Source organism: Halothiobacillus diazotrophicus, assembly GCF_001663815.1.
Lineage (GTDB): Bacteria > Pseudomonadota > Gammaproteobacteria > Halothiobacillales > Halothiobacillaceae > Halothiobacillus > Halothiobacillus diazotrophicus.
Window position 1 is genome coordinate 2,350,200 of the sequence record NZ_CP016027.1, and the last position, 25,809, is coordinate 2,376,008.

General features: G+C 62.8%; 23 protein-coding genes and 5 tRNA genes. 26 read left to right on the forward strand and 2 right to left on the reverse strand.

Annotation, left to right across the window (positions count from 1 at the left end):
* The first annotated feature begins 23 nt into the window (after positions 1–23).
* Positions 24–4,328, forward strand: a complete 4,305-nt coding sequence (gene hrpA, locus A9404_RS10385; RefSeq protein WP_082922912.1) for an ATP-dependent RNA helicase HrpA — start codon at positions 24–26, stop codon at positions 4,326–4,328.
* 115 nt (positions 4,329–4,443) lie between these two features.
* On the forward strand, positions 4,444–5,508 hold the full coding sequence (locus A9404_RS10390) for a zinc-binding metallopeptidase family protein (RefSeq protein WP_066101182.1): 1,065 nt from the start codon (positions 4,444–4,446) through the stop codon (positions 5,506–5,508).
* 25 nt (positions 5,509–5,533) lie between these two features.
* Here A9404_RS10390 and cfa read toward each other — a convergent pair whose 3' ends face one another.
* Positions 5,534–6,736, reverse strand: coding sequence for a cyclopropane fatty acyl phospholipid synthase (gene cfa, locus A9404_RS10395; protein ID WP_066101185.1), 1,203 nt, complete (start codon positions 6,734–6,736; stop codon positions 5,534–5,536).
* A gap of 288 nt (positions 6,737–7,024) precedes the next feature.
* On the opposite strand from cfa, the gene A9404_RS10400 reads away from it, so the two are divergent.
* Both A9404_RS10400 and A9404_RS10405 read left to right on the forward strand, forming a co-directional pair.
* Positions 7,025–9,583 (forward strand): thioredoxin domain-containing protein, encoded by a 2,559-nt coding sequence (locus A9404_RS10400; protein WP_066101191.1) that lies wholly within the window; start codon positions 7,025–7,027, stop codon positions 9,581–9,583.
* 46 nt (positions 9,584–9,629) lie between these two features.
* On the forward strand, positions 9,630–10,262 hold the full coding sequence (locus A9404_RS10405) for a DUF4124 domain-containing protein (protein WP_066101194.1): 633 nt from the start codon (positions 9,630–9,632) through the stop codon (positions 10,260–10,262).
* Between the two features lie 17 nt (positions 10,263–10,279).
* On the opposite strand, the gene A9404_RS10410 is transcribed toward A9404_RS10405, so the two are convergent.
* Positions 10,280–11,284 carry an aminoglycoside phosphotransferase family protein gene (locus A9404_RS10410; RefSeq protein WP_066101197.1) on the reverse strand — a complete coding sequence of 335 codons (1,005 nt, stop codon included), beginning with the start codon at positions 11,282–11,284 and terminating at the stop codon, positions 10,280–10,282.
* A gap of 147 nt (positions 11,285–11,431) precedes the next feature.
* On the opposite strand from A9404_RS10410, the gene A9404_RS10415 reads away from it, so the two are divergent.
* The 22 genes from A9404_RS10415 (at position 11,432) to rplL (ending at position 25,778) form a co-directional block, all read left to right on the forward strand.
* The gene (locus A9404_RS10415) at positions 11,432–12,166 is read left to right on the forward strand and encodes an MBL fold metallo-hydrolase (RefSeq protein ID WP_197490337.1); all 735 of its coding nucleotides are present in this window, start codon (positions 11,432–11,434) and stop codon (positions 12,164–12,166) included.
* Positions 12,167–12,385: 219 nt separating this feature from the next.
* The gene (locus tag A9404_RS10420) at positions 12,386–12,937 is read left to right on the forward strand and encodes a hypothetical protein (RefSeq protein WP_066101199.1); all 552 of its coding nucleotides are present in this window, start codon (positions 12,386–12,388) and stop codon (positions 12,935–12,937) included.
* 51 nt (positions 12,938–12,988) lie between these two features.
* Positions 12,989–14,350 carry a UDP-N-acetylmuramate:L-alanyl-gamma-D-glutamyl-meso-diaminopimelate ligase gene (mpl, locus tag A9404_RS10425; protein WP_066103242.1) on the forward strand — a complete coding sequence of 454 codons (1,362 nt, stop codon included), beginning with the start codon at positions 12,989–12,991 and terminating at the stop codon, positions 14,348–14,350.
* A gap of 60 nt (positions 14,351–14,410) precedes the next feature.
* Entirely contained in the window at positions 14,411–15,010 is a 600-nt protein-coding gene (locus tag A9404_RS10430; RefSeq protein WP_066101202.1) for an LON peptidase substrate-binding domain-containing protein, read from the forward strand.
* A gap of 40 nt (positions 15,011–15,050) precedes the next feature.
* Entirely contained in the window at positions 15,051–15,431 is a 381-nt protein-coding gene (gene trxA / locus A9404_RS10435) for a thioredoxin (protein WP_066101204.1), read from the forward strand.
* A gap of 88 nt (positions 15,432–15,519) precedes the next feature.
* Positions 15,520–16,434, forward strand: a complete 915-nt coding sequence (locus A9404_RS10440; RefSeq protein ID WP_066101206.1) for an AEC family transporter — start codon at positions 15,520–15,522, stop codon at positions 16,432–16,434.
* A gap of 89 nt (positions 16,435–16,523) precedes the next feature.
* A complete protein-coding gene (locus A9404_RS10445; protein ID WP_066101209.1) occupies positions 16,524–17,057 on the forward strand; it encodes an FKBP-type peptidyl-prolyl cis-trans isomerase in 534 nt (177 codons plus the stop codon).
* Positions 17,050–18,828: a M61 family metallopeptidase gene (locus tag A9404_RS10450; RefSeq protein WP_082922913.1), complete on the forward strand. Its 1,779-nt coding sequence runs from the start codon at positions 17,050–17,052 to the stop codon at positions 18,826–18,828. The genes A9404_RS10445 and A9404_RS10450 overlap by 8 nt, the downstream gene beginning before the upstream one ends.
* Positions 18,829–18,872: 44 nt before the next feature.
* Positions 18,873–19,673 carry a biotin--[acetyl-CoA-carboxylase] ligase gene (locus A9404_RS10455; RefSeq protein WP_197490338.1) on the forward strand — a complete coding sequence of 267 codons (801 nt, stop codon included), beginning with the start codon at positions 18,873–18,875 and terminating at the stop codon, positions 19,671–19,673.
* A gap of 8 nt (positions 19,674–19,681) precedes the next feature.
* Positions 19,682–20,488 (forward strand): type III pantothenate kinase, encoded by an 807-nt coding sequence (locus A9404_RS10460; RefSeq protein WP_066101213.1) that lies wholly within the window; start codon positions 19,682–19,684, stop codon positions 20,486–20,488.
* A gap of 47 nt (positions 20,489–20,535) precedes the next feature.
* A tRNA-Thr gene (locus tag A9404_RS10465) sits at positions 20,536–20,611 on the forward strand.
* A gap of 107 nt (positions 20,612–20,718) precedes the next feature.
* Positions 20,719–20,803, forward strand: a tRNA-Tyr gene (locus A9404_RS10470).
* Between the two features lie 41 nt (positions 20,804–20,844).
* Positions 20,845–20,918, forward strand: a tRNA-Gly gene (locus tag A9404_RS10475).
* Positions 20,919–20,930: 12 nt separating this feature from the next.
* A tRNA-Thr gene (locus A9404_RS10480) sits at positions 20,931–21,006 on the forward strand.
* Positions 21,007–21,050: 44 nt separating this feature from the next.
* Positions 21,051–22,244 carry an elongation factor Tu gene (gene tuf, locus A9404_RS10485; RefSeq protein ID WP_066101216.1) on the forward strand — a complete coding sequence of 398 codons (1,194 nt, stop codon included), beginning with the start codon at positions 21,051–21,053 and terminating at the stop codon, positions 22,242–22,244.
* 75 nt (positions 22,245–22,319) lie between these two features.
* Positions 22,320–22,395 (forward strand) — tRNA-Trp (locus A9404_RS10490).
* A gap of 89 nt (positions 22,396–22,484) precedes the next feature.
* Entirely contained in the window at positions 22,485–22,859 is a 375-nt protein-coding gene (gene secE / locus A9404_RS10495; protein WP_066101219.1) for a preprotein translocase subunit SecE, read from the forward strand.
* A gap of 10 nt (positions 22,860–22,869) precedes the next feature.
* A complete protein-coding gene (nusG, locus tag A9404_RS10500) occupies positions 22,870–23,403 on the forward strand; it encodes a transcription termination/antitermination protein NusG (RefSeq protein WP_066101222.1) in 534 nt (177 codons plus the stop codon).
* A 64-nt stretch (positions 23,404–23,467) separates the two neighbouring features.
* Entirely contained in the window at positions 23,468–23,899 is a 432-nt protein-coding gene (rplK, locus tag A9404_RS10505) for a 50S ribosomal protein L11 (protein ID WP_066101227.1), read from the forward strand.
* Positions 23,900–24,595 (forward strand): 50S ribosomal protein L1, encoded by a 696-nt coding sequence (gene rplA, locus A9404_RS10510; protein WP_066101230.1) that lies wholly within the window; start codon positions 23,900–23,902, stop codon positions 24,593–24,595.
* A gap of 241 nt (positions 24,596–24,836) precedes the next feature.
* Positions 24,837–25,364: a 50S ribosomal protein L10 gene (gene rplJ / locus A9404_RS10515; protein ID WP_066101233.1), complete on the forward strand. Its 528-nt coding sequence runs from the start codon at positions 24,837–24,839 to the stop codon at positions 25,362–25,364.
* A gap of 33 nt (positions 25,365–25,397) precedes the next feature.
* The gene (gene rplL / locus A9404_RS10520) at positions 25,398–25,778 is read left to right on the forward strand and encodes a 50S ribosomal protein L7/L12 (RefSeq protein ID WP_066101236.1); all 381 of its coding nucleotides are present in this window, start codon (positions 25,398–25,400) and stop codon (positions 25,776–25,778) included.
* The last annotated feature ends 31 nt before the right edge of the window (positions 25,779–25,809 follow it).

The following is a 25,809-nucleotide window of genomic DNA, read 5'->3' on the forward strand; positions in this document are numbered from 1 at the left end:
TACATCCCTGGGTGTCCTTGTGGATGGACTTGATTCTCCCGGGCGGTTCGCCAACACTGCCCGGCATGAACGACCGATCGCCCCACCCCGAGTCCCCATCGGACATCCCCAAGCCGCCCGAAGGGCCCGGGGCGCAGACGCCCGACCCGAAAAACCCCGAGGATGTTACCGCTTTTTTGCGGGCGCATCTCGATCAATTGCCCCTGAGCGATGTCCCCCGGCTGGCCCGGCGGCTGGCGGGATTCGAGCGGAGCCTGCGTGCGGGAGACGGCGGAAAGGGTCAACGTGACCCGGCGCATCCTGGTCGGAATGGTCCCGGCAAGGCAGGGCGAGCGCCCCGAACTCCGGATACCCTGGCGACGCTGGTGGATGCCTTCGAGGCGTCGGCCGCGCTGGTGACGGCGCGCCGGGGGCATGACCTGAAATTCGACTATCCGGACGATCTCCCCGTCAGCGGCGAACGCACGAAGATCATGGATCTGCTGCGCGCCCATCCGGTGGTGATCGTGGCCGGGGAAACCGGCTCGGGCAAGACCACGCAGTTGCCGAAGATGCTGCTGGAGCTGGGGTACGGCCTGCGCGGACAGGTCGGCCATACCCAGCCCCGGCGGATCGCGGCGCGCAACGTCGCCAGTCGTTTGGCCGAGGAGTTGGGTTCGGCGGGAGCGCAGGCCGTCGGCTACAAGGTGCGTTTCTCCGATCAGACGCAGCCGACGAGCCGGGTCGCCGTGATGACCGACGGCATCCTGCTGGCCGAGATCAATCGCGATCCCGATCTGCTGCGCTACGACGCCCTGATCATCGACGAGGCGCACGAACGCAGTCTGAACATCGACTTTCTGCTCGGGATCCTGCGTCAGTTGATCGAACGCCGGCCCGATTTCCGGCTGGTGATCACCTCCGCGACGATCGATACGGCCCGATTCGCACAGCATTTCGCCCGGCTCGACCCCGCCACGGGCAGCCTGCTGCCAGCGCCCGTCGTGCCGGTGTCGGGGCGCAGCTATCCGGTCGAGATCCGTTATCGGCCCCTGGATGCGTCCCGACAGGGCGACGACGCGGGTGACGGGGATGCGGCCGGGGAGGAACGCGATCTGCCGGCCGCCGTGGTGGCGGCGGTGGACGAACTGATCGTCGAGGGACTGGGCGATATCCTGGTGTTCCTGCCCGGCGAGCGCGAGATCCGCGATTGTGCCCAGCGACTTTCCCGGCACGGCCTGCGCCATACCGAGATCCTGCCGCTGTACGCCCGGCTGTCCACGGCGGAGCAGCAGCGGGTTTTCGCGCCGCACACGGGACGCCGGGTCGTGCTGACCACGAACGTGGCGGAAACCTCCCTGACCGTGCCGGGTATCCATTACGTGATCGACTCCGGTCTGGCGCGCATCGCCCGTTACAGCCCTCGTTCCCGGGTGCAGAAACTGGCGGTCGAGGCCATTTCCCAGGCCTCGGCCAAGCAGCGGGCCGGGCGCTGCGGGCGCATTGCGCCGGGGATTTGCATCCGCCTGTACGATGAGGCGGACTTCACCGGGCGACCGGCCTTCACCAATCCGGAAATCCTGCGTACCAATCTCGCTTCCGTGGTGTTGCGCCTGATCGACCTGAAGCTGGGCGAGCCGGAGCATTTCCCTTTCATCGAACCGCCCGATTCGCGCCAGCTGGCAGCGGCGCGGCGACTGCTGTTCGAGTTGCACGGGCTCGATGGCGAACAGCGCATTACGACACTGGGACGGCGTCTGGCACGGTTGCCCGTCGATCCCACGCTCGCTCGGATGGTGCTGGCGGCCCTGTCGCTGGGCGATGCCGTGGCCGTCGATACCCTGATCGTGGTGGCGTTCCTGTCGATCCAGGATCCGCGCGAGCGACCGGCCGATCATGCCCAGGCCGCCGATCAGGCGCAGCAGGCGTTTCGGGTGGCCGATTCGGATTTCGCCGCCGTGTTGTCCCTGTGGCATGCCTGGCATCAGGTGGTGCGGCACGAATCGCAACGCCAGCGCCGGGCATGGGCCAAGCGGCATTTCCTGTCCTACAATCGTCTGCTCGAATGGCACGATCTCTTCGGCCAACTGCGGCAGATCGTCGATGAGCTGAACCAGCGCGCGCTACCCGACGCGCAGCCCGTGCCGGGGCCCGGTGTCGAGCTTGCCGAGTCGGACAAGTCCGGCTGGCAGACCCGCCTCGACCAGTTGCACCAGGCGATTCTGCCCGGCCTGCTGGCCCAGATCGGCATGCGTGACGAGGCGCAGCGGGCGGATCGGACGGAGAAGGCCGACCAGCGCGGTCAGAAGAAACGCACGCCCACCGTGTATATCGGGGCAAACAACCGCCGTTTCATGCTGTTTCCCGGTTCCGGGGTCGCCAAGCTGTCGCCCAAGTGGGTCATGAGTGCCGAGATCGTCGAGACCACCCGTGTGTATGCGCGGATGGTCGCGGCGATCAACCCGCGCTGGATCGAGCCTCTGGCGGGGCATCTCACGACCCGGGAACACAGCGAGCCGCAATGGGATCAGCGCGGCGGACGCGTGATGGCTTTCGAGACCGTGAAGCTGTTCGGTCTGCCGATTGTCACCAAACGGCGGATCGACTTCGGACGGATCGATCCGCTGTTGGCGCGGGAGATCTTCATTCGTTCCGCGCTGGTGGAGGGTGCGTTCGAGAGTAATCTGCGCTTCTGGCGGGACAATCAGGCATTGATCTCCGAAATTCGTGAGCTGGAGGCGCGCACGCGGCGACCGGACCTGCTGATCGACGATCAGGTCATCTTCGATTTCTACGCCAGCCATCTGCCGGCGGACGTGCATGACACCGCCGGCCTCGTACGCTGGCTGAAGGAAGTGGGCCCCTCGCAACCGACCGCCCTGTGCATGACGCGCGACGACGTGCTCAAGCGCGAGCCCGACCAGCACGATCCCAAGGGCTTCCCCGACCGCCTGCAGATGGGCGCCTTCAGTCTGCCGCTGCATTACCACTTCGCGCCGGGCAGCGACGACGACGGGGTGACGTTGCGCCTGCCGCTGGCCGCCCTCAACCAGATCGACGCCGCACGGGCCAGTCATCTCATTCCCGGCTTGCGGCGGGAAAAGATCGAGGCGCTGATCCGTGGTCTGCCCAAGGCGGATCGGCGGCATTTCGTGCCCGCACCCGAGTTTGCGGCCGCCGTCAACGAACGGATTGCCGTGGAGCAGGGCGATCTGATCGGGCAGCTGGCGACGGAGTTGCATCGCATGACCGGGCATCGCGTCGATCCCGAACTGTTCGACGAACGCAAGCTGCTGTCACACCTGCGGATGCGGTTCGCGGTGGTCAACGATGCGGGCGAGGAGCTGGATGCCGACCGGGATCTGACGGTGCTGGTCGCTCGCCACCAGGCGGCGGCGCAACAGGCCTTTGCCCAGCGGACGCGCCACCGGCTGGAGCGTGACGACCTGACGGACTGGTCGCTGGGCGATCTGCCCGAGCAGCTCACCGTCGAGCAGCAGGGGGCGCAGTTGCAGGCCTACCCGGCGCTGGTCGATGCCGGGGATCACGTCCGCGTGGCGCTGCTTGACGACGCGGAGCGGGCGCTGGCGGCGCACCGGGCCGGCGTGACGCGGCTCCTGATGCTCGCCTTGCCGGAGCAGGTCCGGCACCTGATGCAATACCTCAAGCAGGAGCGGGCGCTCGATCCGGCGCGTCTGCAGTACAGTCAGTTGAGTCATCGCCGCCCGCTGCCGGAACAGGGGCTAGTCCTGCCGAATCGGCGGGATGTGGCCTTCGATACGGAAATCGTGGCCCGCGCGGTGGCCGGACTGGCCGTCGACGACCGTCCACCGGTTCGGGATGCGTCCGGGTTCGCCGAACGGGTCGAATGGCTCCGGCCGCGGCTGGATGAGGCGGTGCGCCAACTGGCCGAGCAGTTGCGCGGCCTGTTTGCCCAGCATCAGGCGCTGCGGGCCCGACTCAAGGGTCGGTTGCCGCTGTCGCAGATCGAGGCGGCGCGGGAGGTGGCAGAACAGTTCGATGCGCTGATCTATCCCGGATTCATCTGGTATACGCCCCAGAGCTTGTTCGGCCAGTTGCCCCGCTACCTGACGGCGGCGGAGAAGCGCCTGGAGAAGATCGACCGGCATCCCGAACGGGATCGGATGCTTCGGGTGCAGTTCATGCCATTGTGCAGCCGGGTCCTAGCGCGGATCGGTCAGTCGACGGACGATCCGGCCGAGTTCCTGGCCTTGTGCCGGTTGCAGGAGCAACTCGAGGAGTGGCGCGTCGCCACGTTCGCCCAGGAGTTGGCACGAAAGGGTGCACCGGCCGCGCCGGAGATCGAGCAGAGTCTGAAACGATTCTAGGCATGCAGTCGGGCGGGTGTCTGCTGGTATGATCGGGTGGCTTTCGGCCTGAAGAGTCGGTTCCATCCAGGGCGTTCGCGCAGGGCGCCGGGACACGAAAGGAAGGGGTAATACCATGAAAACGTTTGCGTGCACGCACTGTGGTCAGCCTGTCTTTTTCGAGAATGTCTATTGCGAATCCTGCAATAGTCCCTTGGGTTTCGATCCCGGTGATCAGACGCTCCGGGCATTCGAGATCCAGCCTGACGGTATCTGGCGGCCATTGGGGCCGGATGCCGATCGGCGTTACCGTCCGTGCCGCAATTACCATGAGGCGCAGGTCTGCAACTGGATGGTCCGGGATTCGGACGATACGGTCTACTGTCGGAGCTGTCGCTATACGGCGGTGATTCCGCAGCTCGATAGGCCCGAGAACCGACGGTACTGGTTCCTGCTGGAATCCGCAAAGCGTCGATTGATTTACGCGCTGGACCAACTGGGGTTGCCGATTCCGGGCCGGGACGAGGATCCACAGCGGGGGCTGGCCTTTCGATTCCTGGCCGATCAGCGTTCGGATCATCGCGTGGTCACCGGTCACGACGCGGGGTTGATCACCGTCAATATCGTCGAAGCGGACGATGCCGAACGTGAAGCGATCCGGACCCGGCTGAACGAACCCTATCGGACGCTGCTGGGGCACTTCCGGCATGAGATCGGCCACTTCTACTGGGAATTGCTGATTGCCGATGGCCCCCGTCTCGACGAGTTCCGGGCACTGTTCGGCGATGAGCGCGCGGATTACCAGGCTGCTTTGAACCGGTACTATCAGTCACCCCCACCGGAGGATTGGTCGCGTTCGTACATCAGTGCGTATGCGACGATGCACCCCTGGGAGGACTGGGCCGAAACCTGGGCGCATTACATGCATATCGTCGACGCGCTCGGCACGGCCCGGAATTGGGGCGTGCGTATTCATCGCGCGGCCGGCCGGTTCGATGACTGGGTGGATCTGGAAGGGGATGTCGGGGACTTCCGCACGGACATCATTCGTGTCTGGCTCCCTTTGAGTCAGTTTCTCAACAGCATGAACCGGAGCCTCGGGCAGAAGGACAGTTATCCCTTCGTGATCCCGGACGGCGTGATCCAGAAGCTGGTGTTCATCCATCAGGTGGTCCAGGATGCCCGCGAGACTGCCGGGTAGCCCTGAATGCGGACAGCACGCGTCGTCAGGCGGGACGACGGTAGCCGCCCCGAACGCCTGAGGGCGAGAGAACGCATTGCAGCAGATTGAGTTGTCGCGACCGGAACGCACCCGCGCAGGACAGCAGGTAGTAGCGCCACATCCGCTCGAACGTGTCGCCATACTCGGATCGGTATTTCGGCCAGGCTTGCGTGAAATTGTCGTGCCAGGCCATGAGCGTGCGATCGTAGTCGGTGCCGAAGTTATGCACGTCCTCGATCACGAACCGACCTTCCGTTGCTTCGGCAATCTGGCGGAACGACGGGGTCTCGCCGTTGGGAAAGATGTACTTGTCGATCCAGGGGTCGGGTGCGCTGTTCGAGCTGTCGCCGGTGATCGTATGAAGCAGGAACAGTCCGTCCGGCTTGAGGCAGCGGCGGGCCACATCCATGTAGCGGGCGTAGTTCTTGCGACCGACATGCTCGAACATGCCGACGGACACAATGTGATCGAAGGATTCGTGCAGATCCCGATAATCCTGCAGCCGGAATTCGACCGGCAGTCCGGCACACAGCCGCCGCCCGTATTCGGCCTGTTCCTTCGAGATGGTGACGCCGACGCAACTGACTCCATAACGTTCGGCAGCGAAGCGCATGAAGCTGCCCCAGCCGCAACCGATATCCAGGATGCGTTGACCCGGTTGGAGATCCAGCTTGCGACAGATCAGATCCAGCTTGGCTTCCTGGGCTTCGTCCAGCGTCGTCACGCCCGTCGCCCAGTAGCCGCAGGTATAGGTCATACGCGCGTCGAGCATGTCGCGATAGAAATCATTGCCCAGATCGTAGTGACGCTGACCGACGGCCCAGGCGCGCACCGGGCTCTGTCGGTTGAGGAGCCGTGCGGCGATCGCGTGCCGGATCAGCGACCAGGAGCGGCCTACGGCCGGATTCGTATCCAGGTGTGCCCGCATGACTCGCTCGATGAACTGGTCGACCGCAGGAATGTCGACCCAACCGGCCATGTAGCTTTCGCCCAGCCCCAGATTGCCGAAACCGAGAATCCGGCCGGGCGCCCGGGGATCCCGAATGTGCAGATCCCAGGGCCGCAGACCATTGATCCGGACGTCGGCCAGGGCCAGCAGGTCGGCGAGCATGGTCTGTACTCGTGACGAATCGCTGCGTGTCGTGTCTCGCCCGTTCGTGTCGTTCCGCTCACTATTCTCCATGGCGGACACCGATTGCTTTGCCATGCGCGCCCTCTCTTCGTGAAATTCGGGCGGTTCAGACCGGCAAAGTCCGGTACGCCCGATCACCGGCGAATTCGTCGATGCGATGGATGGTATCGATGGGTCGTCAGAACGTCCGGTATCCGGGTGAGCCGGCCGATCGTTTCGTCTGCTACCTATAGCGCGTTCCCGATCATCATGCAACCTATTGGTCGACTGGGGTTTTCGCAGTAATCCTCGCCGTCCGCCATGAGGTAACATGGCTCGATCGGATCACGAGGATGACATCGTGCATACGGAGGAAAGCTTTCAATGAACCTGGGTTCGCTCATCCGCCAGCGGGGCTTCGGGATCGCGTTCGCGCTGTTGGCGTTGCCCGCCGTCGCCCCTGCCGACGCGCCCTTGTCCACCTTGACTCGGGAGGCCCCCGCCATGACGCATGAGGTGCGTGCAGTACCCATTCCCCAGTCCGCTGCCGCGGCGCGATCCCTGGTTGCCTGGCCGGGACTGCCGGCAGCGGAGCAACCTGCCGTGAACGCGGCGGAGGCCCATGCCCGCAAAAACCCCCTGGCCGGGGGCGATCCACATACCCGCTGGCTGGATGCAGCTGGCAAGCCGTTATTCACCAATCGACTGATTCTGAGTCCGTCGCCGTACCTGCTCGAACATGCCCACAACCCCGTCGATTGGCACCCCTGGGGACCGGCCGCGCTGGCAGCCGCCAAGGCTCAGAACAAGCCGTTGTTCATTTCGATCGGCTATGCGAGCTGTCACTGGTGTCATGTCATGGCGCAGGAGAGCTTCGAGTCCCCCGACGTGGCGCGCGTGCTGAACCAGTCGTTCATCCCCGTGAAGGTCGATCGACAGCAGAACCCGGAGCTCGACAGTCGATACCAGATCGCGGTGGCCATCGTCGGCGGCGGCCAGACCGGTTGGCCCGCGAGCATCTATACCCTGCCCGATGGCCGACCGTTCTTCGCGACGCTCTATCAGCCAGAACCCCAGTTTCTTGCCACCCTGAATCAGGTCGCCAAGGTATGGGCGACGCGTCCTGCGGCCGTGGCGCAGGATGCCGACAAGCTCACCGGCCTGATGCGGCGTGTGCTGGATCAGCAGGCGCAGGCCCAGACACTGGATGCGTCCTTGATCGCACGAACGGCGCAGGATCTGATGCAGCAGATCGATCCGTTCGAGGGGGGCTTCGGCGATGGCGTGAAATTCCCCGATACCGCCCGCCTGATGTTCCTGCTGGACCAACTGGGCCATGGGACCTTGCCGCCCGACCAATTGGCGTCGCTGCGCGATAGTCTGAATTTGACCCTTGAGCACATGCGGCGCGGCGGTATCTACGATCAGCTGGGCGGTGGCTTTTTTCGATACAGCACGACCCCCGACTGGCGCGTGCCCCATTTCGAGAAGATGGCCTACGATCAGGCGGAGCTGGCCCGGACCTATCTGCGTGCCGGTCTGGTCCTTGGGCGGCACGACTACTGGCAGACGGCCGAGGATACGCTGGATTTCGTGTTGGCGCACATGCGCGCACCCGATGGCGGCTTCATCGCGGCCCTGGATGCCGACAGCGCCTTGCCGACGGGCTCGGCTGCGTCGATCGGCAACCAGGACGCCCCGGGCCCATTGCACGAAGGCGCGTTCTATACCTGGCGTCCGAGCGAGATCGAGGCGGTGCTTTCCCCGGCTGATGCGCGCCTGGCGATGGCCTACTGGCGGATCTCCCCGTCCGGGGATATCGAGGGCATGAGCGTGCCGCATCGTGCCAGCGCCGCGGATGAGGCGCTACTCGCCAAATTTCACCATCTGAGCCCGGCGGCGTTGTCGGAGAAAATGGCCACCCTTCGGGAACGGCTGAATCACATTCGGGCGCGTCGACCGGCCCCGCGCCAGGACGGCAATCGGATTGCCAGCTGGAATGGTCTGCTGATTCGGGCGCTGGCCGACGGGGGGCGGTTGTTGGGTCAGCCTCGGTTCGTTCATGCCGCCGCCGCGGCCGCGCGTTTCGTCGATCGCAAGATGCGCTTGCCGGATGGTGGCCTGGCGCACAGCTTCAACCGCGGGGTGGCGAGTGGTGTGGCCAATCTGGCCGATCATGCCGATTATGCGTTGGGCCTGATTGCACTGTATGACGCCACGGGGGATCGGACCTGGCTGAAGCAGGCGGAAGTCCAGGCCACCCGCATCCGGCAGAATTTCGCCGCCCCGGCCGGCGGATATGTCGACCAGCCAACGACGTCGTCCGCGGCGGGGGTGGTGCAGGATCTTCCCGTCCGTCCCTACGAGGACAGCCCGGAGCCCGCCGGCAATGTCCAGGCGTTGCGTCTGTTCATGGCACTGACCCGCCGCGGGAGCACCGCTGTGGATTCGGAACTGGCCGAGGGGCTTATTGCGGCGTTTTCGGGGCTCGTCGCCCGCGATCCGCAGGCATCGACGGGGATGCTGGCCGCATTGACCGGCGAGCGGATGGGCGCCATCGACACGCAGGCCTATGGGGCGCATGGCGGTTTTCATGCCCAGATCCATCGTCGGGATCGCGGGCAGTTCGATGTGGACCTGGTTTTCGCGCCGGGCTGGCATATCAATGCGCATGAAACCCGGGGCGATCTGATCGCCACCCGCTTGACGGCCGTATCCCCCCTGAAGCTGGCCCTGGTGGATTACCCGGTCGGCAAGACCATGCGGCTGGCATTCAGCGACGCGCCACTGAATCTCTATCTGGGCAAAACCCGGATCAGCGGCGTCGTTCCGCCGGATGCGCTGGCGTTCCCGCAGCGGGTTCGACTGGATTACCAGGCCTGCAACGACGAAATCTGTCTGGCACCGACTCAGGTGACGCTCTGGCTGCCGCCCGTGCACTGAGGTATATCTGTCTGAACGAGGCGGCTTTCGGCCGCAGGAGGGGGAGATGAGCAGGATTCGGGTATTCCGGGCGGCGATGACGTACGGCGCGTTGCCCCTGTTGGTCGTTTTCGTCGCCGGGGCGCATGCGGAGCAGGCCACCATCTACCAATGCAAGGACAAGAACGGGACAGTGGTCTTTTCAGGCACGCCCTGTAGTCCGGATGCCCAACCGCGCGTGATCGAGGCGCCGAACGCCGGAACCGGAGGTGCTTCGGCGCGGCAGGGGATCGACGATCTGGCCAAGCAGTACGATGCGCGCCAGGCGCAGGCCCGCAAGGAAGCGGCGGAAACCGCGCGTGCCGAGCGCGAAGCACGGGCGGCAGAAGCGGCGCAGGCTGATCGGGCTTCGCCGCCGCCCGTCATCCAGAACGATTATTACTATGGGTCTGGCTATGGCACTGGCTATGGCGGCTATCCGTTCCCGGGCGGGTATCCCGGTGTTGCGCGCGGTGGATTGGGCGGCTCGATCGACAGCAGGGGGCAATGGTCGGTTGGCGGTTACTGGGGGGATGGCTTTCCCCGCGGTGCGCACGACCGCGACCACGATCGGCGATCACCGGCGCCCCCCTATCGCCCACCGGAGAGCCCCGGTATCTCGGGCCGGTTTCCCGGGGGCATCCCGGGCATGCGTCAGTAACGCGCGAATCCGCGCAATCAGACCTCGGTCGGGGCGAAAGGGGCCAGCAGTGCCGCAAGGTCGGCGAGTTCCGGCGTGCCGTCGAGGGCGCGTTGCAGGTGCCGCCAGGTCAATGGCAGATCGTTCAGATAGCCGTGCTTGCCGTCGCGAAAACTCAGGCGCGCAAAAATCCCCAGCACCTTCAGGTGCCGCTGAACCGCCACCCAGGCGAAGTCTTTCCGAAATTCAACCAAGTTCCCAGTTTGACGCAGGGTATCGGGAAGAGCGGCCCAGAATCGCGCCTGCATGGTTTGAACCGTCTCTTCCGGCCAGTCGATGTAGCTGTCCCGCAGTAGGGAAACGAGGTCGTAGGCCAGCGGACCGCGGACCGCGTCCTGGAAGTCGATGACCGTCAGCCGGTCCGGCTGCACCATGAGATTCCGGCTGTGATAGTCGCGATGAACGAACACCTGGGGCATCGCGGTCAGGCGGTCGCAGATACGATTTCGAATAGCCGACCATTGCGTCAGCAATTCGTCCGATAGCACCTGCTGCTTGTAGTGTCGGAGATACCAGTCCGGGAGCAGGTCCATCTCCCGGGCCAGCCGAGCGGCATCGAAGCGCGGCAGACCGTCGGTATCGGCGCCCGCCAGTTCGGGCAACAGGTCGACGGCCGTCGCGAGTTTGCCGATAACCTGTTCGGCCGTCTGGCCATGGCGCCAGCGGAACAATGTCTCGTCGCCCAGGTCTTCCAGAAGTAGGAACCCCTCTGTCGTGTTCCGTCCATAGAGTGCGGGCACCGGGATGCCGATCCGTGTCAGCCGTTCCAGCACGTCGATGAACGGCAGGGTGTCCTCGCCGGGCGGTGGCGCATCCATGACAATGCGGGTCTCGCCGGTTTTCAGCCGAGTGCGCCAGTAGCGTCGCCCGCTGGCGTCACTGGAGACGAGCACCGGCGGCGTGTGTGCGTCCGGCAATGTCCGGGTAAGAAATTCGGCCAGGGCCGGATACCGGGGATCGTTGAGTAGGGCGGTTTGAGGCATGGTTTGGACGCGGTTCCTGAAGACAGGCCGCTAGCATACCGGTCTCCGTCCCGCGTGGGGAGATACGCGGCACAATCATCAGGAGCGTGCATGAAGCGGGTGTTGGGTATAAAATAACTAATACGCATATAAAATTTAGGAGGGGTTATGACGATCTTCAGACAGCTTTTTGATGATGCCACCTCGACATTCACCTATCTCATCGCCGACGAGCAAACAGGCTCGGCGCTGTTGATCGATCCGGTCCATGAGCAGTTCGACCGGGATCGGCTCGTGCTCGAGGAACTGGGGTTGACCTTGAAGTATGTGCTGGAAACCCATGTTCACGCGGATCACATTACCGGTGGCGGGCGGCTGCGGCACGAGCTCGGGGCCGAGTTCATCGTTGGCGCGGGCACGGGGTTGACCTGTGCCGACCGGCTGATCGCCGATGGCGAGACGCTCTCGATGGACGGAATCACGATCCAGGCCTTCGCGACACCGGGGCATACGGACGGGTGTACCAGTTATCTCTGGCAGGATCGTCTGTTCACGGGCGATACGATTCTGATCAATGCCTGCGGGCGTACGGATTTTCAGCAGGGTTCCGCGGAAAATCTTTATCGCAGTATCCACCGGTTGCTCGCACTGCCCGATGAAACACTGATCTATCCCGGCCATGACTACAACGGGCATCGTGTCAGCTGCGTGGGTCAGGAGAAGGCGATCAACCCCTACGTTGCGGGGATCGATCAACCGGCCTTCGTGGCGAAGATGGCGGCGCTGAACCTGCCCAAGCCGCGCCGGATCGACGTGGCCGTTCCGGCCAACAGCCTCTGTGGCGGAGCCGATGTGGCCCGCGGCGAAGGCGAGACGGAGACGGCGCCCGCCAAGGCATCCTGATTGGTGAATCCCCTGAACCCGTCCCCGTGGCGGGACGACGACGGGGTGTCGCGGATTCCCCCGGCTCGCTATTTGTTGCATGATGCGGGGCGATGTCGGAAGGAGTCCCCGATACCGGTCGGAAACCCGGGGGTCGGGTGAGCACCGATGGGCCGGAATGTCGGCCCGTTTTCTTTTTCAGACCGTCCCTGCGACGGTTTTTGCTTTTTGGATTGGGTGATGATTCGTCTGTTTGTCCTGTTCTTGGGGTTGCTGGTATTTCGGACGGGGCCTGCCGACATGCCGCCCGGCTGGCGGCCCGTGGCCGTTGCCGCCGGATGGTTCCTGGGGGTGGGGTTGCTGCTGGGGCTGAGCAGCGACACGGCGCAGACGGATTTGTCGGGTGCGCTGGGCGACAGCCTGCTGGACAGTGCGCTGGATCTCGTCGTGCTCGCCGCCTACTCCTTCCTGTGGGCGCAGTTGCGTCGCCATCCGTTGCGACTGCCCCAGATGCTGACGGCCCTGTTCGGTGCGCTGGGCATGTTGGGGCTGCCCTTTATTCCGCTGATGATGTGGATGCCCACCGACATGGCCGATCCGGCCAGTTTCGGTGCCTGGGGCTGGTTGATCATGGGGCTCTTCCTGTGGAATCTCGTGGTGGTGGGTCAGATCTATCGCCATACCCTCGGCCTGAGTGCCGGCGTCGGCGTACTCCTGGCACTGGGATATTTCGTGGTCAGCGCGGCGGTCTCCTTCGGGCTGTCCTATGCGTTTCCGGGTATCGACGGATGAGCCCTGCACAGGATGCAGTGTGCGGTGGATGAACAAGGGGATCGGGGCGACATGAAGAAAATTCACATTCTGGGTATCGCGGGCACCTTCATGGGGTCGTTGGCCCAATTGGCCCGCCAGATGGGGTACGCGGTCAGCGGGCGCGATCATGCGATCTACCCGCCGATGAGCGATCAGCTCGCGCAGGCCGGAATCCCGGTCGAAACCGATATGGACGCACCTCTGCCCGAAGATGCGGAAATCATCGTCGGTAACGTGATGCGCCGGGACATGCCGGTGATCGACCAGTTGCTGAGCGGCTTCTACCGTTATCGTTCCGGACCCCAATGGCTGGGGGAGGAACTGCTGCGGGATCGGTTCGTGCTGGCCGTGGCCGGGACGCACGGGAAAACGACGACCAGTGCCCTGCTGGCCTGGATTTTGGAGTCGGCCGGTATGGCACCCGGATTCCTGATCGGCGGGGTGCCGGCCAATTTCGGCGTGAGCGCTCGTCTGGGCGAGACGCCGTTTTTCGTCATCGAGGCGGATGAGTACGACACCGCATTTTTCGACAAGCGCTCGAAATTCCTGCATTACCGGCCGCGCGGGGTCATCCTGAACAATCTCGAGTTCGACCATGCCGATATCTTTCCGGACCTCGCGGCGATCGAGCGGCAGTTCGCGCATTTCCTGCGACTGGTGCCCAATCGGGGGCTGGTGGTGATGGCTGACGACACGCCGGCCCTGGAGCGGGTGGTGGCGCAGGGCTGCTGGTCCCCCATCGAGCGATTCGGTTCGGGAACATCGGCCGCCCCCTGGCGTGTCGATGGGCGGGGGATCTGGCTGGATGGCCAGCAGCTCGGCGATTTCCCGCCTAATATCTTGGGGCGACACAACCGGATGAACGCGTTGGCGGCGCTGGCGCTGGCCCGCTTTGCAGGCGTGCCGCCCGAGCAGGGCCTGGCGGCATTGGCGACGTTCACCGGTGTGGCGCGGCGGTTGCAGAATCGCGGCACCGAGGCGGGCGTGACCGTCTACGACGATTTCGCCCACCATCCGACGGCCATCATCGAGACGATCGCCGCCCTGCGCGAGCAATTGTCCGACCGTGCGGGGCAGGGCCGATTGATCGTGGTGGTGGATCCGCGTTCGAACACCATGCGCGCCGGCGTGCATGCCGAGGTGCTGGCGGACGCGCTCGAGGGCGCGGATCTCGTGGTGTTTCACAGCCCGGAGAATCTGCCATGGTCGCCATCGCACGCCCTGGCGGCACTGGGGGGGCGGGCTCGTTTCCCGTCGACGGTCGATGCAGTGTTGACGACCGTGATGTCGTTGATTCGACCGGGTGACGTGGTGCTGGTGATGAGCAACGGGAGTTTTGACGGGCTGCACCAGCGCCTGCTCGATGCGTTGGCGGCAACCGGGCCCGTTTGATAGGCGGCGGGTGAGCGACCCCGCGAGCGATAGACCGGAAAGAGAGGAGATTCTGTGCGCATGACCGAAACTCAGACCTTGCCGTTATTCCCTTTGCATACGGTATTGTTCCCCGAGGGTTATCTGCCGTTACGCATTTTCGAGACGCGTTATATCGACATGGTGCGGCAGAGTTTGCGAGAATCCCAACCCTTTGGCGTCGTGCTCCTGAAGCAGGGCGGCGAGGTGCTGCAGTGCGAAACGGATCTGGATACCACCGAATTCAATGCGCTGGGCACCATGGCCCGCATCGTGGATACCGATCTGGCCGCCGACGGCATGCTGCACATCGAGACGCGCGGACTGCGCCGTTTTCGGGTCGAGCGATTCTGGATGGCGCGCGATGGCCTGATCATGGGCGAGGTCGATCCCCTGTCGCCGGCCGTCGTTCCGGAGGCCGCGGTGGAGCAGCTTCCGCGCCTGACGGCATTTCTCGAGCGGATCATGAGCGATCGGGATCCACATCGTGCCGAGCCGCGGTTCGATGATCCCGTGTGGGTGATCTATCGACTGCTCGAACGACTGCCGATCAAGCTGGAGGATCGGCAACGCGTGCTGGCTACCGATCAGTTAGATCTGACGGTGCGCCATCTTTCTGCCATGATTTCCGCTTTGGAATGACGACCCAGGGTCGAATCTGGCCCGATACTGGAGATATTTGATGACCGTTCAAGAAGCAACTTTCGACACGATCGACAGCTTGATTACCCAAAACGAGATTTTGATCGTGGATTTCTGGGCGCCGTGGTGCGGTCCGTGTCAGTCATTCGCGCCGATTTTCGAACAGGCGGCGGAAGCCCACCCGGATGTTACCTTCGTCAAGGCGAATACCGAGGCGGAGCAGCAGCTGGCGGCCTATTTCCAGATTCGCTCGATTCCCACCCTGATGGTGTTCCGTCAGCAGATTCTGCTGTTCAACCAGGCCGGTGCCCTGCCGCGTCAGGCCTTGGATGAACTGATCGGCAAGGTCAAGGCGCTGGACATGGACGTCGTGCGCCAGGAGATCGCCAAGGCCGAGGCGGGCGATCAGGCCGCGCAATAACGATCTCAGGAAATCCGGTTCACGACGGGCCCGCGCCCGGTGACGATCGAGTGGCGCCCGTTATCGGACGGGGCCGGGATGTGTTCAGATGATTAGCGTACTTCTGCAAATGGCGGCAACGATCGCCATGGGCTTGTTGTGGCGACGTTTCGAGTTTGGTGGCTGGTCCGCCGAGCGCGCACGCGGCGCCCTGACGACGTCCGTATACTATTTCTTTCTGCCGGCGCTCGTGCTGGCGGTACTTTGGCGTGCCCCGCTGGGCGTAGATACCGTGAAGATCTCGTTGTCTGCGGCCACCGGGATATTGGTGTCGATGGCCGCCATGGTTCTGGTCGGGCGCATGATGACCCTGTCGCGCCCGTTGTTCGGCGCGCTGCTGCTCGCGGCCAGCTTCCCGAATGCGACCTACATGGGCCTGCCATTGCTCGCCAGCCTGTTCGGCGATCCGGGCAAGGCGATCGCGATCCAGTACGACCTCTTCGCCAGCACGCCGCTGTTGCTGTCCCTTGGTATCCTGCTGGCGGCGCGGTTCGGCAACCACAACGAGCAGATCCATCCGGTGAAATCCCTGTTGCGGGTGCCCCCGCTCTGGGCGGCGCTGCTGGGTTCTCTGCTGAATCTGACCGGCGTACCGCAGCCGGACTGGGCGGCGGCATTCCTGGATCGAATCGGCGGGGCCGTGGTGCCCATCATGCTCGTGGCGCTGGGGATGAGCCTGCGTCTGGCGACGCTGATGCCGCGGCATCTGCGCACGGTCAGTCCCGCATTGGCGATTCAGCTGCTTTTGATGCCCACCGCCGTGCTGGGGATGACCACGCTGCTGGGGCTCACCGGCGACCTGAAGATGGCGGTGGTCCTGGAAGGCGCGACGCCGGTGATGGTGCTCGGTCTGGTGCTCTGCGACCGATTCGGTCTGGATACCGAGGCCTATGCCACCACGGCGACCGCATCCACCCTTCTGGCCTTGGTGACCCTGCCGCTATGGCATTACCTGCTCGCATGACAAAATGAGCGGATACGGGGTGGGCGGCCCGCGGTGTCGCCGTGCCCAAGGCTTTAGTCAAATCGCGTATTGATGAGGATTTCACAGGCATGTTGATTGAACAAAACGCCGTTGTCAGGATGCGTTACGTTCTGACGGACGACGATGGGGCGGTGATTGACGATACCGCCGAACGCGGATTCGAATACATTCATGGTCATGGCAATCTGATCCCCGCCCTGGAGGCAGCTTTGGCCGGCAAGGCCGAGGGCGACCGACTCGAGGTGACCATCGAGCCGGAGGATGCTTATGGTCTTCATGACGAAACGGCTGTCCTGACGGTGCCGCGATCCCGCTTCGCGCCGGAGGTCGTGCTGGTTGAAGGCAACATGGTGGAAACCCTGGGGCCCGAGGGGCGCATCGAAATGATGATTCTCAAGATCGACGGCGACGAGATCACGGTCGATCTGAATCATCCGCTGGCGGGGTTGCGTCTGCATTTCGCCATCGAGGTGGGTCCGATACGCATGGGGCATCCGGATGAGATCAAGCATGGCCGCGTGCACCCCGGCGGTCACCATCTGATGGTGGGCGACTCGACCTACATGGGCGACTGGGAAGGGGACGAGGGCGGCCGTGGCTGAGGCGCCTTTGCCGCACATCCATCTGACCTTCGGTCGTGTGGCGTCGCGTTACGTCGACGTGCGCATGACCCTGCCGTCCAATCCGCAGGGGTGGCGGCTGAGTCTGCCTGCCTGGATCCCCGGCAGCTATCTGATCCGTGACTTCGCCAAGAATCTGGTGGGGATGGTTGCCGAAACGCGCGATGGTGCCCCGTTGCCCATCACGCCGCTCGATCAGCAGACCTGGCAGTTGCCGGGATGCGACGAGCCGGCAATCGTGACCTACGCCGTCTATTGCGCGGATTTTTCCGTGCGGACGGCGCATGCGGATAGCGATCATGTCTTTTTCAACGGCAGCAGTCTCTTCCTGCGCGCCCATGGGCTCGAACAGCAGTCACACCAACTGACACTGGATTTGTCGACGCTGCCGGACACCTGGCGGGTGGCGACGGCGATGCCTGCCGATCCGCAGGTCCCGGGCGGTTACCGTGCCGATGACTATGAGGCGCTGATCGACTATCCCTTCGAAATCGGCGAATTTGAGGAGGTTGCCTTCGAGGCGGGCGGCGTGCCGCATCGGATGGTGTTCTCCAATCCGCTGCCGGGCACGGATTTCGCGCGAATCGCCCGGGACGTCGCCCGAATTTGCGCCGTCGAGATCGATCTGTTCGATGGTGCACCGTTCGATGGGTATCTGTTCCTGGTGGCACTCGATGGGCAGGGCTTCGGCGGACTGGAGCACCGGGACTCCACCGCGCTGATTTTTCCCCGCGAGGATCTGCCGATGCGCGGCGAATCCGCGGTCAGCCCCGGCTACCAGCGGTTCCTGAGTCTCTGTGCGCACGAGTATTTCCATAGTTGGCACGTGAAGCGGATCCGTCCCGCCGCATTCGAGAACCTGCCGTTGGCTGGTCCCGCGCACACCCGTCTATTGTGGGTGTTCGAGGGCTTCACGAGTTACTTCGATGACTGGCTGGTGCGTCGGGCCGGCTTGATCGACGAGGCTCAATATCTGTCTGCCCTGGCCCAGACCGTCAATCGGGCGGTGCGCGGCAAGGGCTGGCAACGACAGACGCTCGAGGATTCCAGCTTTTATGCCTGGACTCGGTTCTACCAGCAGGATGAAAACGCGGTCAATGCGATCGTGAGCTACTACACTCGCGGCGCGATGGTGGCTCTGATGCTCGATCTGATCCTGCGCAAGGCGGGGCGTTCATTGGCGACGGTCATGCAGCGGCTCTGGCAGTCCCATGGCGCGGTGGGATTGCCGGAAGGCGCAGCCATCGAACGGCTGATCGAATCGGTGGGCGGTCTTCCGCTCGGCGAATTCTTTGCCGATGCCTTGCGGGGGACGGTACCCCTCGATTTCGTTCCGCTGCTTGCCGAGTTCGGTGTCCGCGCGGAGGCGGTGGCCGAGCCGCCGTTTTCCGTCGTCGATTTCGGCGCGGTCGTTGGGGGTGACGATCCTCGCGTGGCCCGTGTTCAGATTGTTTTCGAGGATCGTCCTGCCGCTCAGGCAGGATTGGCGGCGGGGGACGAGATCGTTGCGCTCGACGGCTATGCCATCAACGGCGCCGGATGGCAGAAGCGACTTGATCGCTATCGGGCGGGCGATTGGGTCTCGGTGACAGGCTTCCGTCAGGGGCGGCTCCGACAATGGCGCGTGTCGCTGGGCGCGTCGGTCCTGAATCAGTGGCGCCTGTCACCCTCTGCTGATTCCGGCACGGCAGCCGTCACACGCAGGTCGACCTGGTTAGCGGTGGCTGATCACGTCGTCGGGCGAGACGAATGATGGCGTATTCATCTGTGGCCCTGTCTCAGGGGGCGGATTCATTGATGGCATGGGCGGATGCGCAGGGCGGACGTGTGGTTTCGCTGGCCGAGGTCGATTCGACCAGTGATTATCTGCGTGCGTATTGGCCGACGTTTCAACGCGATGGCGCCGCCTGGGCCGTGTGCCTGGCCGATCGTCAGACGGCCGGTCGAGGTCGGCAGGGGCATGCCTGGCTGAGTGCACCCGGGGCGGGACTCTGGTGTTCGTTGGCGGTGCCGGTCGTTCCCCGGGTCGACATGGCAGGCGATGCCACGCCGCCCTTGAGCCTGGTCCTGGCCGCTGCCCTGATCGACGTGTTACGCGACGCCGGATTTCCCGTGATGTTGAAGTGGCCAAACGACCTGTGGCTTTCCGAGCGGAAGGTGGGTGGGCTGCTGATCGAGCAGTTGGGCGTCTCGCGGGCGCGGTATTGGTTGGCGGGTATCGGCATCAACTGGCAAGCGCCGGCCGCGCTGCCGCCGGACAAAACCGGTGGCAGCGTCGAGGCGGCGGGTCTGTTTGATGCGCTTCCGGCGATGGGCGTGCTTCCGAATGATTCAACCGGCTTGCGGGCCGAGTTGACCGACCGGCTCTGTCGACGCGCGCTGGAAACGATCCGGGCGCCGGATTGCTGGTCCGATTGGATGTGTCGTGCGGATACCTACAGTGTGCTGTCGGGGCGACGGGTGCAGGTGTGGCAGGACGGCTCGCCTCAGTCGAGCGGTTTCGCGGAACGCATCGAGCCGGACGGCACGCTGATGATTAATACCGATGCTGGCGCAACGCGCGTCGGCGGATCGGCTAGTGTGAGATTGCTCATTTGAAATGCTATGTGGACGCGGGGAACTCCCGGATCAAGTGGCGGGTCGGCCCCCAGGGCGACGTGCACACCCTGGACTGGGCGCAAGCCGAGGAATGGGCCACGCGACTGATGGACACCTTGGCTGCGGAGGGCGGGGTGCTCAAGCGGGTGGTCGTTGCTGCCGTCGCACCTCCGGCGCGTTGTGCGTTGATCAAATCCCAGCTGGCGGCGGCCTTGCCCGATGTTTCCGTGCAATGGCTGAGGAGCCGGGCCCGCTGTTGCGGCGTCCGGCTTGGCTATCCGGATCCGGGGCAGTTCGGTGTGGATCGGTTTTGCGCGCTGGTGGCAGCAAGGGCGCGGCATCCGGATCAGGCAGTGCTCGTGATCAATGCAGGTACGGCAGTGACCATGGACTATATGAATGCGTCGGGTGACCACGCCGGGGGCATGATCATGCCCTCAATGTATGCCATGGAAGTCGGGTTGACGGCGTTGGCCCCGAACTTGGGGCCGTTCTTTGCAGATGATCGGGCGTCTGGCACGGGGGGCGTGAAAAAGAAGGCGTCGAAAACTGCGAAACCCGATAACTCCGGGGAGGTCGGTTATCTGGCCGTCGATACGCATTCCGCGCTCGTGCTCGGGGCGAGATGGATGATGGCGGCCGCCGTCAATCAGATGGCCGCGGCACTCATGGAGGACGCATCGACGCCGGCGTTCCGTATTCTGATTGGCGGCGGCGGTGGGGATGACTTGCAGTCGATGCTGGGCATGCCGGCGATGCATGTGCCGGATCTGGTCCTCGAGGGTATTGTCCTCGCAGCACGACAACAGCGATAAAACAGGTTGCCAATCGATCGCGCCTGCGATTAGAATGCGCGCCCATTGCCGCTTTAGCTCAGTTGGTAGAGCAACCGCCTTGTAAGCGGTAGGTCGTCAGTTCGAATCCGACAAGCGGCACCAGATTGGGCATGCACGGCATGGCTAAGACGCAATTGGCACCAAAAGTGCAGATGATGTGGGTATTAGGTTGACACATCCACGCAACTCGGGAAAAATTGCGCGTTCTCGGTAGGGTACCCAAGCGGTCAACGGGAGCAGACTGTAAATCTGCCGGCTCAGCCTTCGAAGGTTCGAATCCTTCCCCTACCACCAATTTCGTCACAGCGGACCAGGTCCGGTGAGGCAAAAGGTTTGCGAGTGTAGTTCAATGGTAGAACCTCAGCCTTCCAAGCTGATGGCGTGGGTTCGATTCCCATCACTCGCTCCAAATTGAAAATTCGCTCATGTAGCTCAGCTGGTAGAGCACGTCCTTGGTAAGGACGAGGTCAGCGGTTCGATTCCGCTCATGAGCTCCAAATCCTTGGGCTGTTAACTTTGACTGGTGTTGGTGGAGGAAGTCATGGCAAAAGAGAAGTTTGAACGTACCAAACCACACGTGAACGTGGGTACGATTGGCCACGTGGATCACGGCAAGACGACGCTGACTGCGGCGATCACCAAGGTGATGGCGGAGACGTTTGGCGGCGGCTCGGCAATGGCTTTCGACCAGATCGACAAGGCGCCGGAAGAGAAGGCGCGTGGTATCACGATCTCCACCTCCCACGTTGAATACGAGTCCGCGACCCGTCACTACGCCCACGTTGACTGCCCGGGCCACGCTGACTATGTGAAGAACATGATCACCGGTGCCGCCCAGATGGACGGCGCGATCCTGGTTTGCTCCGCTGCTGACGGCCCGATGCCGCAGACCCGTGAGCACATCCTGCTGTCCCGTCAGGTCGGCGTACCCTACATCGTCGTGTTCCTGAACAAGGCCGACATGGTTGACGATCCGGAACTGCTGGAACTGGTCGAGATGGAAATCCGCGACCTGCTGAGCCAGTACGAATTCCCGGGCGACGACACCCCGATCATCACCGGTTCCGCCCTGAAGGCGCTGGAAGGCGACCAGAGCGAAATCGGCGCCCCGTCGGTCGTTCGTCTGGTCGAGGCGATGGACTCCTACATCCCCGAGCCGGAGCGTGCCGTTGACGGTACCTTCCTGATGCCGGTGGAAGACGTATTCTCCATCTCCGGCCGTGGCACCGTGGTGACCGGTCGTGTCGAGCGCGGCATCATCAAGGTAGGCGAAGAAATCGAAATCGTCGGTATCCGCGACACCCAGAAGACCACCGTGACCGGCGTCGAAATGTTCCGCAAGCTGCTCGACCAGGGCCAGGCTGGCGACAACGTCGGTATCCTCCTGCGCGGCACCAAGCGTGACGACGTCGAGCGTGGTCAGGTACTGTGCAAGCCGGGCAGCATCAAGCCGCACACCAAGTTCGAAGCTGAGGTGTACATCCTGAGCAAGGACGAAGGTGGTCGTCATACGCCGTTCTTCAACGGCTACCGTCCGCAGTTCTACTTCCGTACCACGGACGTGACCGGTTCCTGCGTGCTGCCGGAAGGTACCGAGATGGTCATGCCGGGCGACAACGTTGCGATGACGGTCAGCCTGATCGCTCCGATCGCGATGGAAGACGGTCTGCGTTTCGCGATTCGCGAAGGTGGCCGTACCGTCGGCGCCGGTGTCGTTTCCAAAATCATCGAGTAACAACGTCACCGTTGTCAAAAGGCGCGAAGTCGTGTAGACTTCGCGCTCTTTTTTCATCCGTGGTGAAAAAATTTTAGGTCAGTAGCTCAATTGGCAGAGCGACGGTCTCCAAAACCGTAGGTTGGGGGTTCGATTCCCTCCTGGCCTGCCATACATGCTGGCGGGTGGTCAAGTTATCAACCCGCTGGCGTTCAAGCAGTCGGTATCGATCACCAGGTCGATTCAATATGGGTCACAGCAATGTCGGAAAAAGCGGTAGAGCCGTCCTCGTCGTCAGGGTTGGAGTCGGTCAAGATCGGCCTCACGATTGTCCTGTTGATTGGGGGTGTGGCTGCGTTTTACCTCTTGGGTAAGGAGCCGTTGTTCGTGCGCGTCGCGGCCTTGGTTGCGGCATTGCTGATTGCGACCGGTGTGCTGTACACCACCAGTGTGGGCAAGACGATCTGGCAGTTCGCCTTCGACTCTCGTGTTGAAGTGCGCAAGATGGTCTGGCCTTCGCGTCAGGAAACAACGCAGACCACGCTGGTGGTCGTGCTGCTGATCGTGGTGATCGGTCTGTTTTTGTGGGGCGTGGATTCGCTTCTGGCCTGGATTGTTCGCAGTATTGCGGGCTGAGGAATGACTGATGGCGATGCGATGGTATGTCGTTCAAGCGTTTTCGCAATTTGAGAACAGCGTCAAGAAGGCCCTGGAAGAGCGCATCGAGCGCGAAGGGCTCCAGTCGCAGTTCGGTGAGATTCTGGTTCCATCCGAAGAGGTGGTTGAAGTTCGTGATGGTGTCAAGCGCAAGTCCGAGCGGAAGTTCTATCCCGGTTACGTGCTCGTTCAGATCGACATGACCGATGAGGCGTGGCACCTGGTGAATTCCGTGCCGCGCGTGCTGGGCTTCGTGGGTGATTCCGGCGGCAAGCCGACGCCGATCAGCAGTCGAGAGGCCGATGCGATCATGGCGCGTGTCAAGGACTCCACCGACAAGCCGAAGCCGAAGACGCTGTTCGATGTGGGTGAAATGGTTCGCGTCTGCGACGGCCCGTTCAACGACTTCACGGGCGTGGTTGAGGAAGTGAACTACGAAAAGAGTCGCCTGCACGTGGCGGTCAGTATTTTTGGGCGTTCGACTCCGGTCGAGCTCGGATTCGATCAGGTCGCCAAGACCTGAGTATTAAACATGGGGAGCCGGTTGGCCTGGTCCGCCGGCGCATGCACCCATTTGAGAGGTAGCTATGGCTAAGAAAGTTACAGGTTATATCAAGCTGCAGGTCAAGGCCGGTCAGGCCAACCCCTCGCCGCCAATCGGTCCGGCCCTCGGTCAGAAGGGCGTGAACATCATGGCGTTCTGTAAGGAATTCAATGCGGCGACGCAAACCCTCGAGCAGGGTGCGCCAATCCCCGTTGTGATCACCGTCTACGCCGACAAGTCGTTCACCTTCGTCATGAAGACGCCGCCGGTCAGCTTCCTGCTGAAGAAAACCGCTGGCATCAAATCCGGCAGTGCCGTGCCGAACAAGACCAAGGTGGGTCAGCTGACCCGTCAGCAGTTGGAAGATATCGCCAAGATCAAAGAGCCCGATTTGACGGCGAAGGATCTGGATGCCGCTGTGCGCACCATCGCAGGTAGCGCACGCAGCATGGGCTTGACCGTGGAGGGTGTGTAAATGGCTCGTTTAACCAAGCGTCAAAAGGCCATTGCGGCCAAGGTCAAGCCGAATCATGCCTATCCGGCTACCGAGGCTTTCGAGCTGCTGAAAGAAGTTTCCAGCGTGAAATTTGTCGAATCTGTTGACGTCGCCGTTCAGCTCGGCGTCGATCCGCGTCGCTCCGATCAAATGGTCCGTGGTGCGACCGTGCTGCCGCACGGTACTGGCAAGTCCGTGCGTGTCGCCGTATTCGCCCAGGGCGCCAATGCCGAAGCAGCGACCGCTGCCGGTGCCGATATCGTCGGGTTCGAAGATCTGGCAGCCGAAATCAAGCAGGGGCGTATGGACTTTGACGTCGTCATCGCATCACCTGATGCGATGCGTGTCGTCGGTCAGCTCGGCCAGGTGTTGGGTCCGCGCGGCCTGATGCCGAACCCGAAGGTGGGTACGGTTGCTGTCGACGTGGCCGGTGCCGTTCGCAACGCGAAAGCAGGTCAGGTCCGTTACCGCACGGAAAAGGGCGGCATCATCCACTGCACGATCGGCAAGGTGGATTTCACCCCCGAAAACCTGATCGGCAACCTGAACGCACTGCTGGCAGACCTGAACAAGGCCAAGCCGTCTGCTGCGAAGGGTATCTACATGCAGCGCGTTAGCGTGTCGAGCACGATGGGCCCCGGCCTGATGCTCGATATGAGCACCCTGTCTGCATAAATGAAGAATTGGCCCGCTTGTTTGCGGGCAACCGACTTTGGACTGCCGTCCGGCGCTTAGGCAAAGGAACGGTGGCGTCAAAGACCGTCGGCGTCAGACCTGATCTGACTTAAAACAAGAGCCGACGCAGACGGATCCAGTCCGCTAATTTTAGTCTGACTGACCGTACTTCCGGGCAACTCTTCGGAGTTGCATTTGGTCTTGGGGCTCTGGCCCCTTTTGCAACCGTTAGGAATGACACGTGGCACTGACAATTAATCAAAAGCAGTTGATTGTTGCTGAAGTGACCGAGGTCGCTGGCAAGGCTTTGTCGGCAATCGGCGCGGAGTACAGTGGTTTGACGGTCGCCCAGATGACAGCCATGCGTGTGAAGGCACGTGAAAGTGGTGTTTATCTGCGCGTCATCAAGAACACACTGGCCCGTCGTGCGATGGCCGAAACCAGCTTCGCCTGCATGTCCGAGGCCCTTACGGGCCCGTTGGTTCTGGCGTTTTCGATGGATGATCCCGGCGCAGCTGCACGGCTGATGAGTGATTTTTCCAAAGAGTACGCCAAGCTCGACATCAAGGTAATTGCCTTGGGCGGCAAACTCGTTCCTGTTTCTGAGATCTCACGCGTGGCGAGCCTGCCGACGCGGGAAGAGGCGCTGGCGCAACTTCTCTCCGTCATGCAGGCACCGGTCACCAAGCTGGCCCGTACCCTCAACGAGGTGCCGGGCAAGCTGGTGCGCACCGTCGCGGCCGTTCGCGATCAGAAGCAAGCAGCTTAATCTTTCTTTACACCCGTTTACAGGATTCAAAAAATGGCAATTTCAAAAGACGATATTCTCGACGCGATCTCCAACATGACCGTCATGGAAGTGGTTGATCTGATCTCCGCAATGGAAGAAAAGTTCGGCGTTTCCGCTGCTGCTGCCGTTGCAGTAGCCGCTGGCCCGGCTGCCGGCCCCGCTGCCGCTGCTGCGGAAGAAAAGACTGAATTCGACGTCGTCATGACCTCATTCGGCGCCAACAAGGTTGCCGTGATCAAGGCGGTTCGCGAACTGACCGGTCTGGGTCTGAAAGAAGCGAAGGACATGGTTGAAGGCGCGCCGGCAACCATCAAGGAAGGTGTTAGCCAAGCTGATGCCGACACCATGAAGAAGAAACTGGAAGAAGCAGGCGCTGCGGTCGAGATCAAGTGATTTTGACCAAGCGTTGAAGCTTGAGTTGGAT

Bases quoted from the DNA above. Each gene is read 5' to 3' on its own strand.
- trxA (WP_066101204.1), top strand. From the start codon at position 15,051: ATGACCGTTCAAGAAGCAACTTTCGACACGATCGACAGCTTGATTACC.
- A9404_RS10415 (WP_197490337.1), top strand. From the start codon at position 11,432: ATGACGATCTTCAGACAGCTTTTTGATGATGCCACCTCGACATTCACC.
- tuf (WP_066101216.1), top strand. From the start codon at position 21,051: ATGGCAAAAGAGAAGTTTGAACGTACCAAACCACACGTGAACGTGGGT.
- A9404_RS10440 (WP_066101206.1), top strand. From the start codon at position 15,520: ATGATTAGCGTACTTCTGCAAATGGCGGCAACGATCGCCATGGGCTTG.
- hrpA (WP_082922912.1), top strand. From the start codon at position 24: ATGGACTTGATTCTCCCGGGCGGTTCGCCAACACTGCCCGGCATGAAC.
- A9404_RS10390 (WP_066101182.1), top strand. From the start codon at position 4,444: ATGAAAACGTTTGCGTGCACGCACTGTGGTCAGCCTGTCTTTTTCGAG.
- mpl (WP_066103242.1), top strand. From the start codon at position 12,989: ATGAAGAAAATTCACATTCTGGGTATCGCGGGCACCTTCATGGGGTCG.
- nusG (WP_066101222.1), top strand. From the start codon at position 22,870: ATGGCGATGCGATGGTATGTCGTTCAAGCGTTTTCGCAATTTGAGAAC.
- cfa (WP_066101185.1), bottom strand. From the start codon at position 6,736: ATGGCAAAGCAATCGGTGTCCGCCATGGAGAATAGTGAGCGGAACGAC.
- A9404_RS10455 (WP_197490338.1), top strand. From the start codon at position 18,873: ATGGCATGGGCGGATGCGCAGGGCGGACGTGTGGTTTCGCTGGCCGAG.
- A9404_RS10420 (WP_066101199.1), top strand. From the start codon at position 12,386: ATGATTCGTCTGTTTGTCCTGTTCTTGGGGTTGCTGGTATTTCGGACG.
- A9404_RS10405 (WP_066101194.1), top strand. From the start codon at position 9,630: ATGAGCAGGATTCGGGTATTCCGGGCGGCGATGACGTACGGCGCGTTG.
- rplK (WP_066101227.1), top strand. From the start codon at position 23,468: ATGGCTAAGAAAGTTACAGGTTATATCAAGCTGCAGGTCAAGGCCGGT.
- secE (WP_066101219.1), top strand. From the start codon at position 22,485: ATGTCGGAAAAAGCGGTAGAGCCGTCCTCGTCGTCAGGGTTGGAGTCG.
- A9404_RS10430 (WP_066101202.1), top strand. From the start codon at position 14,411: ATGACCGAAACTCAGACCTTGCCGTTATTCCCTTTGCATACGGTATTG.
- A9404_RS10445 (WP_066101209.1), top strand. From the start codon at position 16,524: ATGTTGATTGAACAAAACGCCGTTGTCAGGATGCGTTACGTTCTGACG.
- rplA (WP_066101230.1), top strand. From the start codon at position 23,900: ATGGCTCGTTTAACCAAGCGTCAAAAGGCCATTGCGGCCAAGGTCAAG.
- A9404_RS10410 (WP_066101197.1), bottom strand. From the start codon at position 11,284: ATGCCTCAAACCGCCCTACTCAACGATCCCCGGTATCCGGCCCTGGCC.
- rplL (WP_066101236.1), top strand. From the start codon at position 25,398: ATGGCAATTTCAAAAGACGATATTCTCGACGCGATCTCCAACATGACC.
- A9404_RS10400 (WP_066101191.1), top strand. From the start codon at position 7,025: ATGAACCTGGGTTCGCTCATCCGCCAGCGGGGCTTCGGGATCGCGTTC.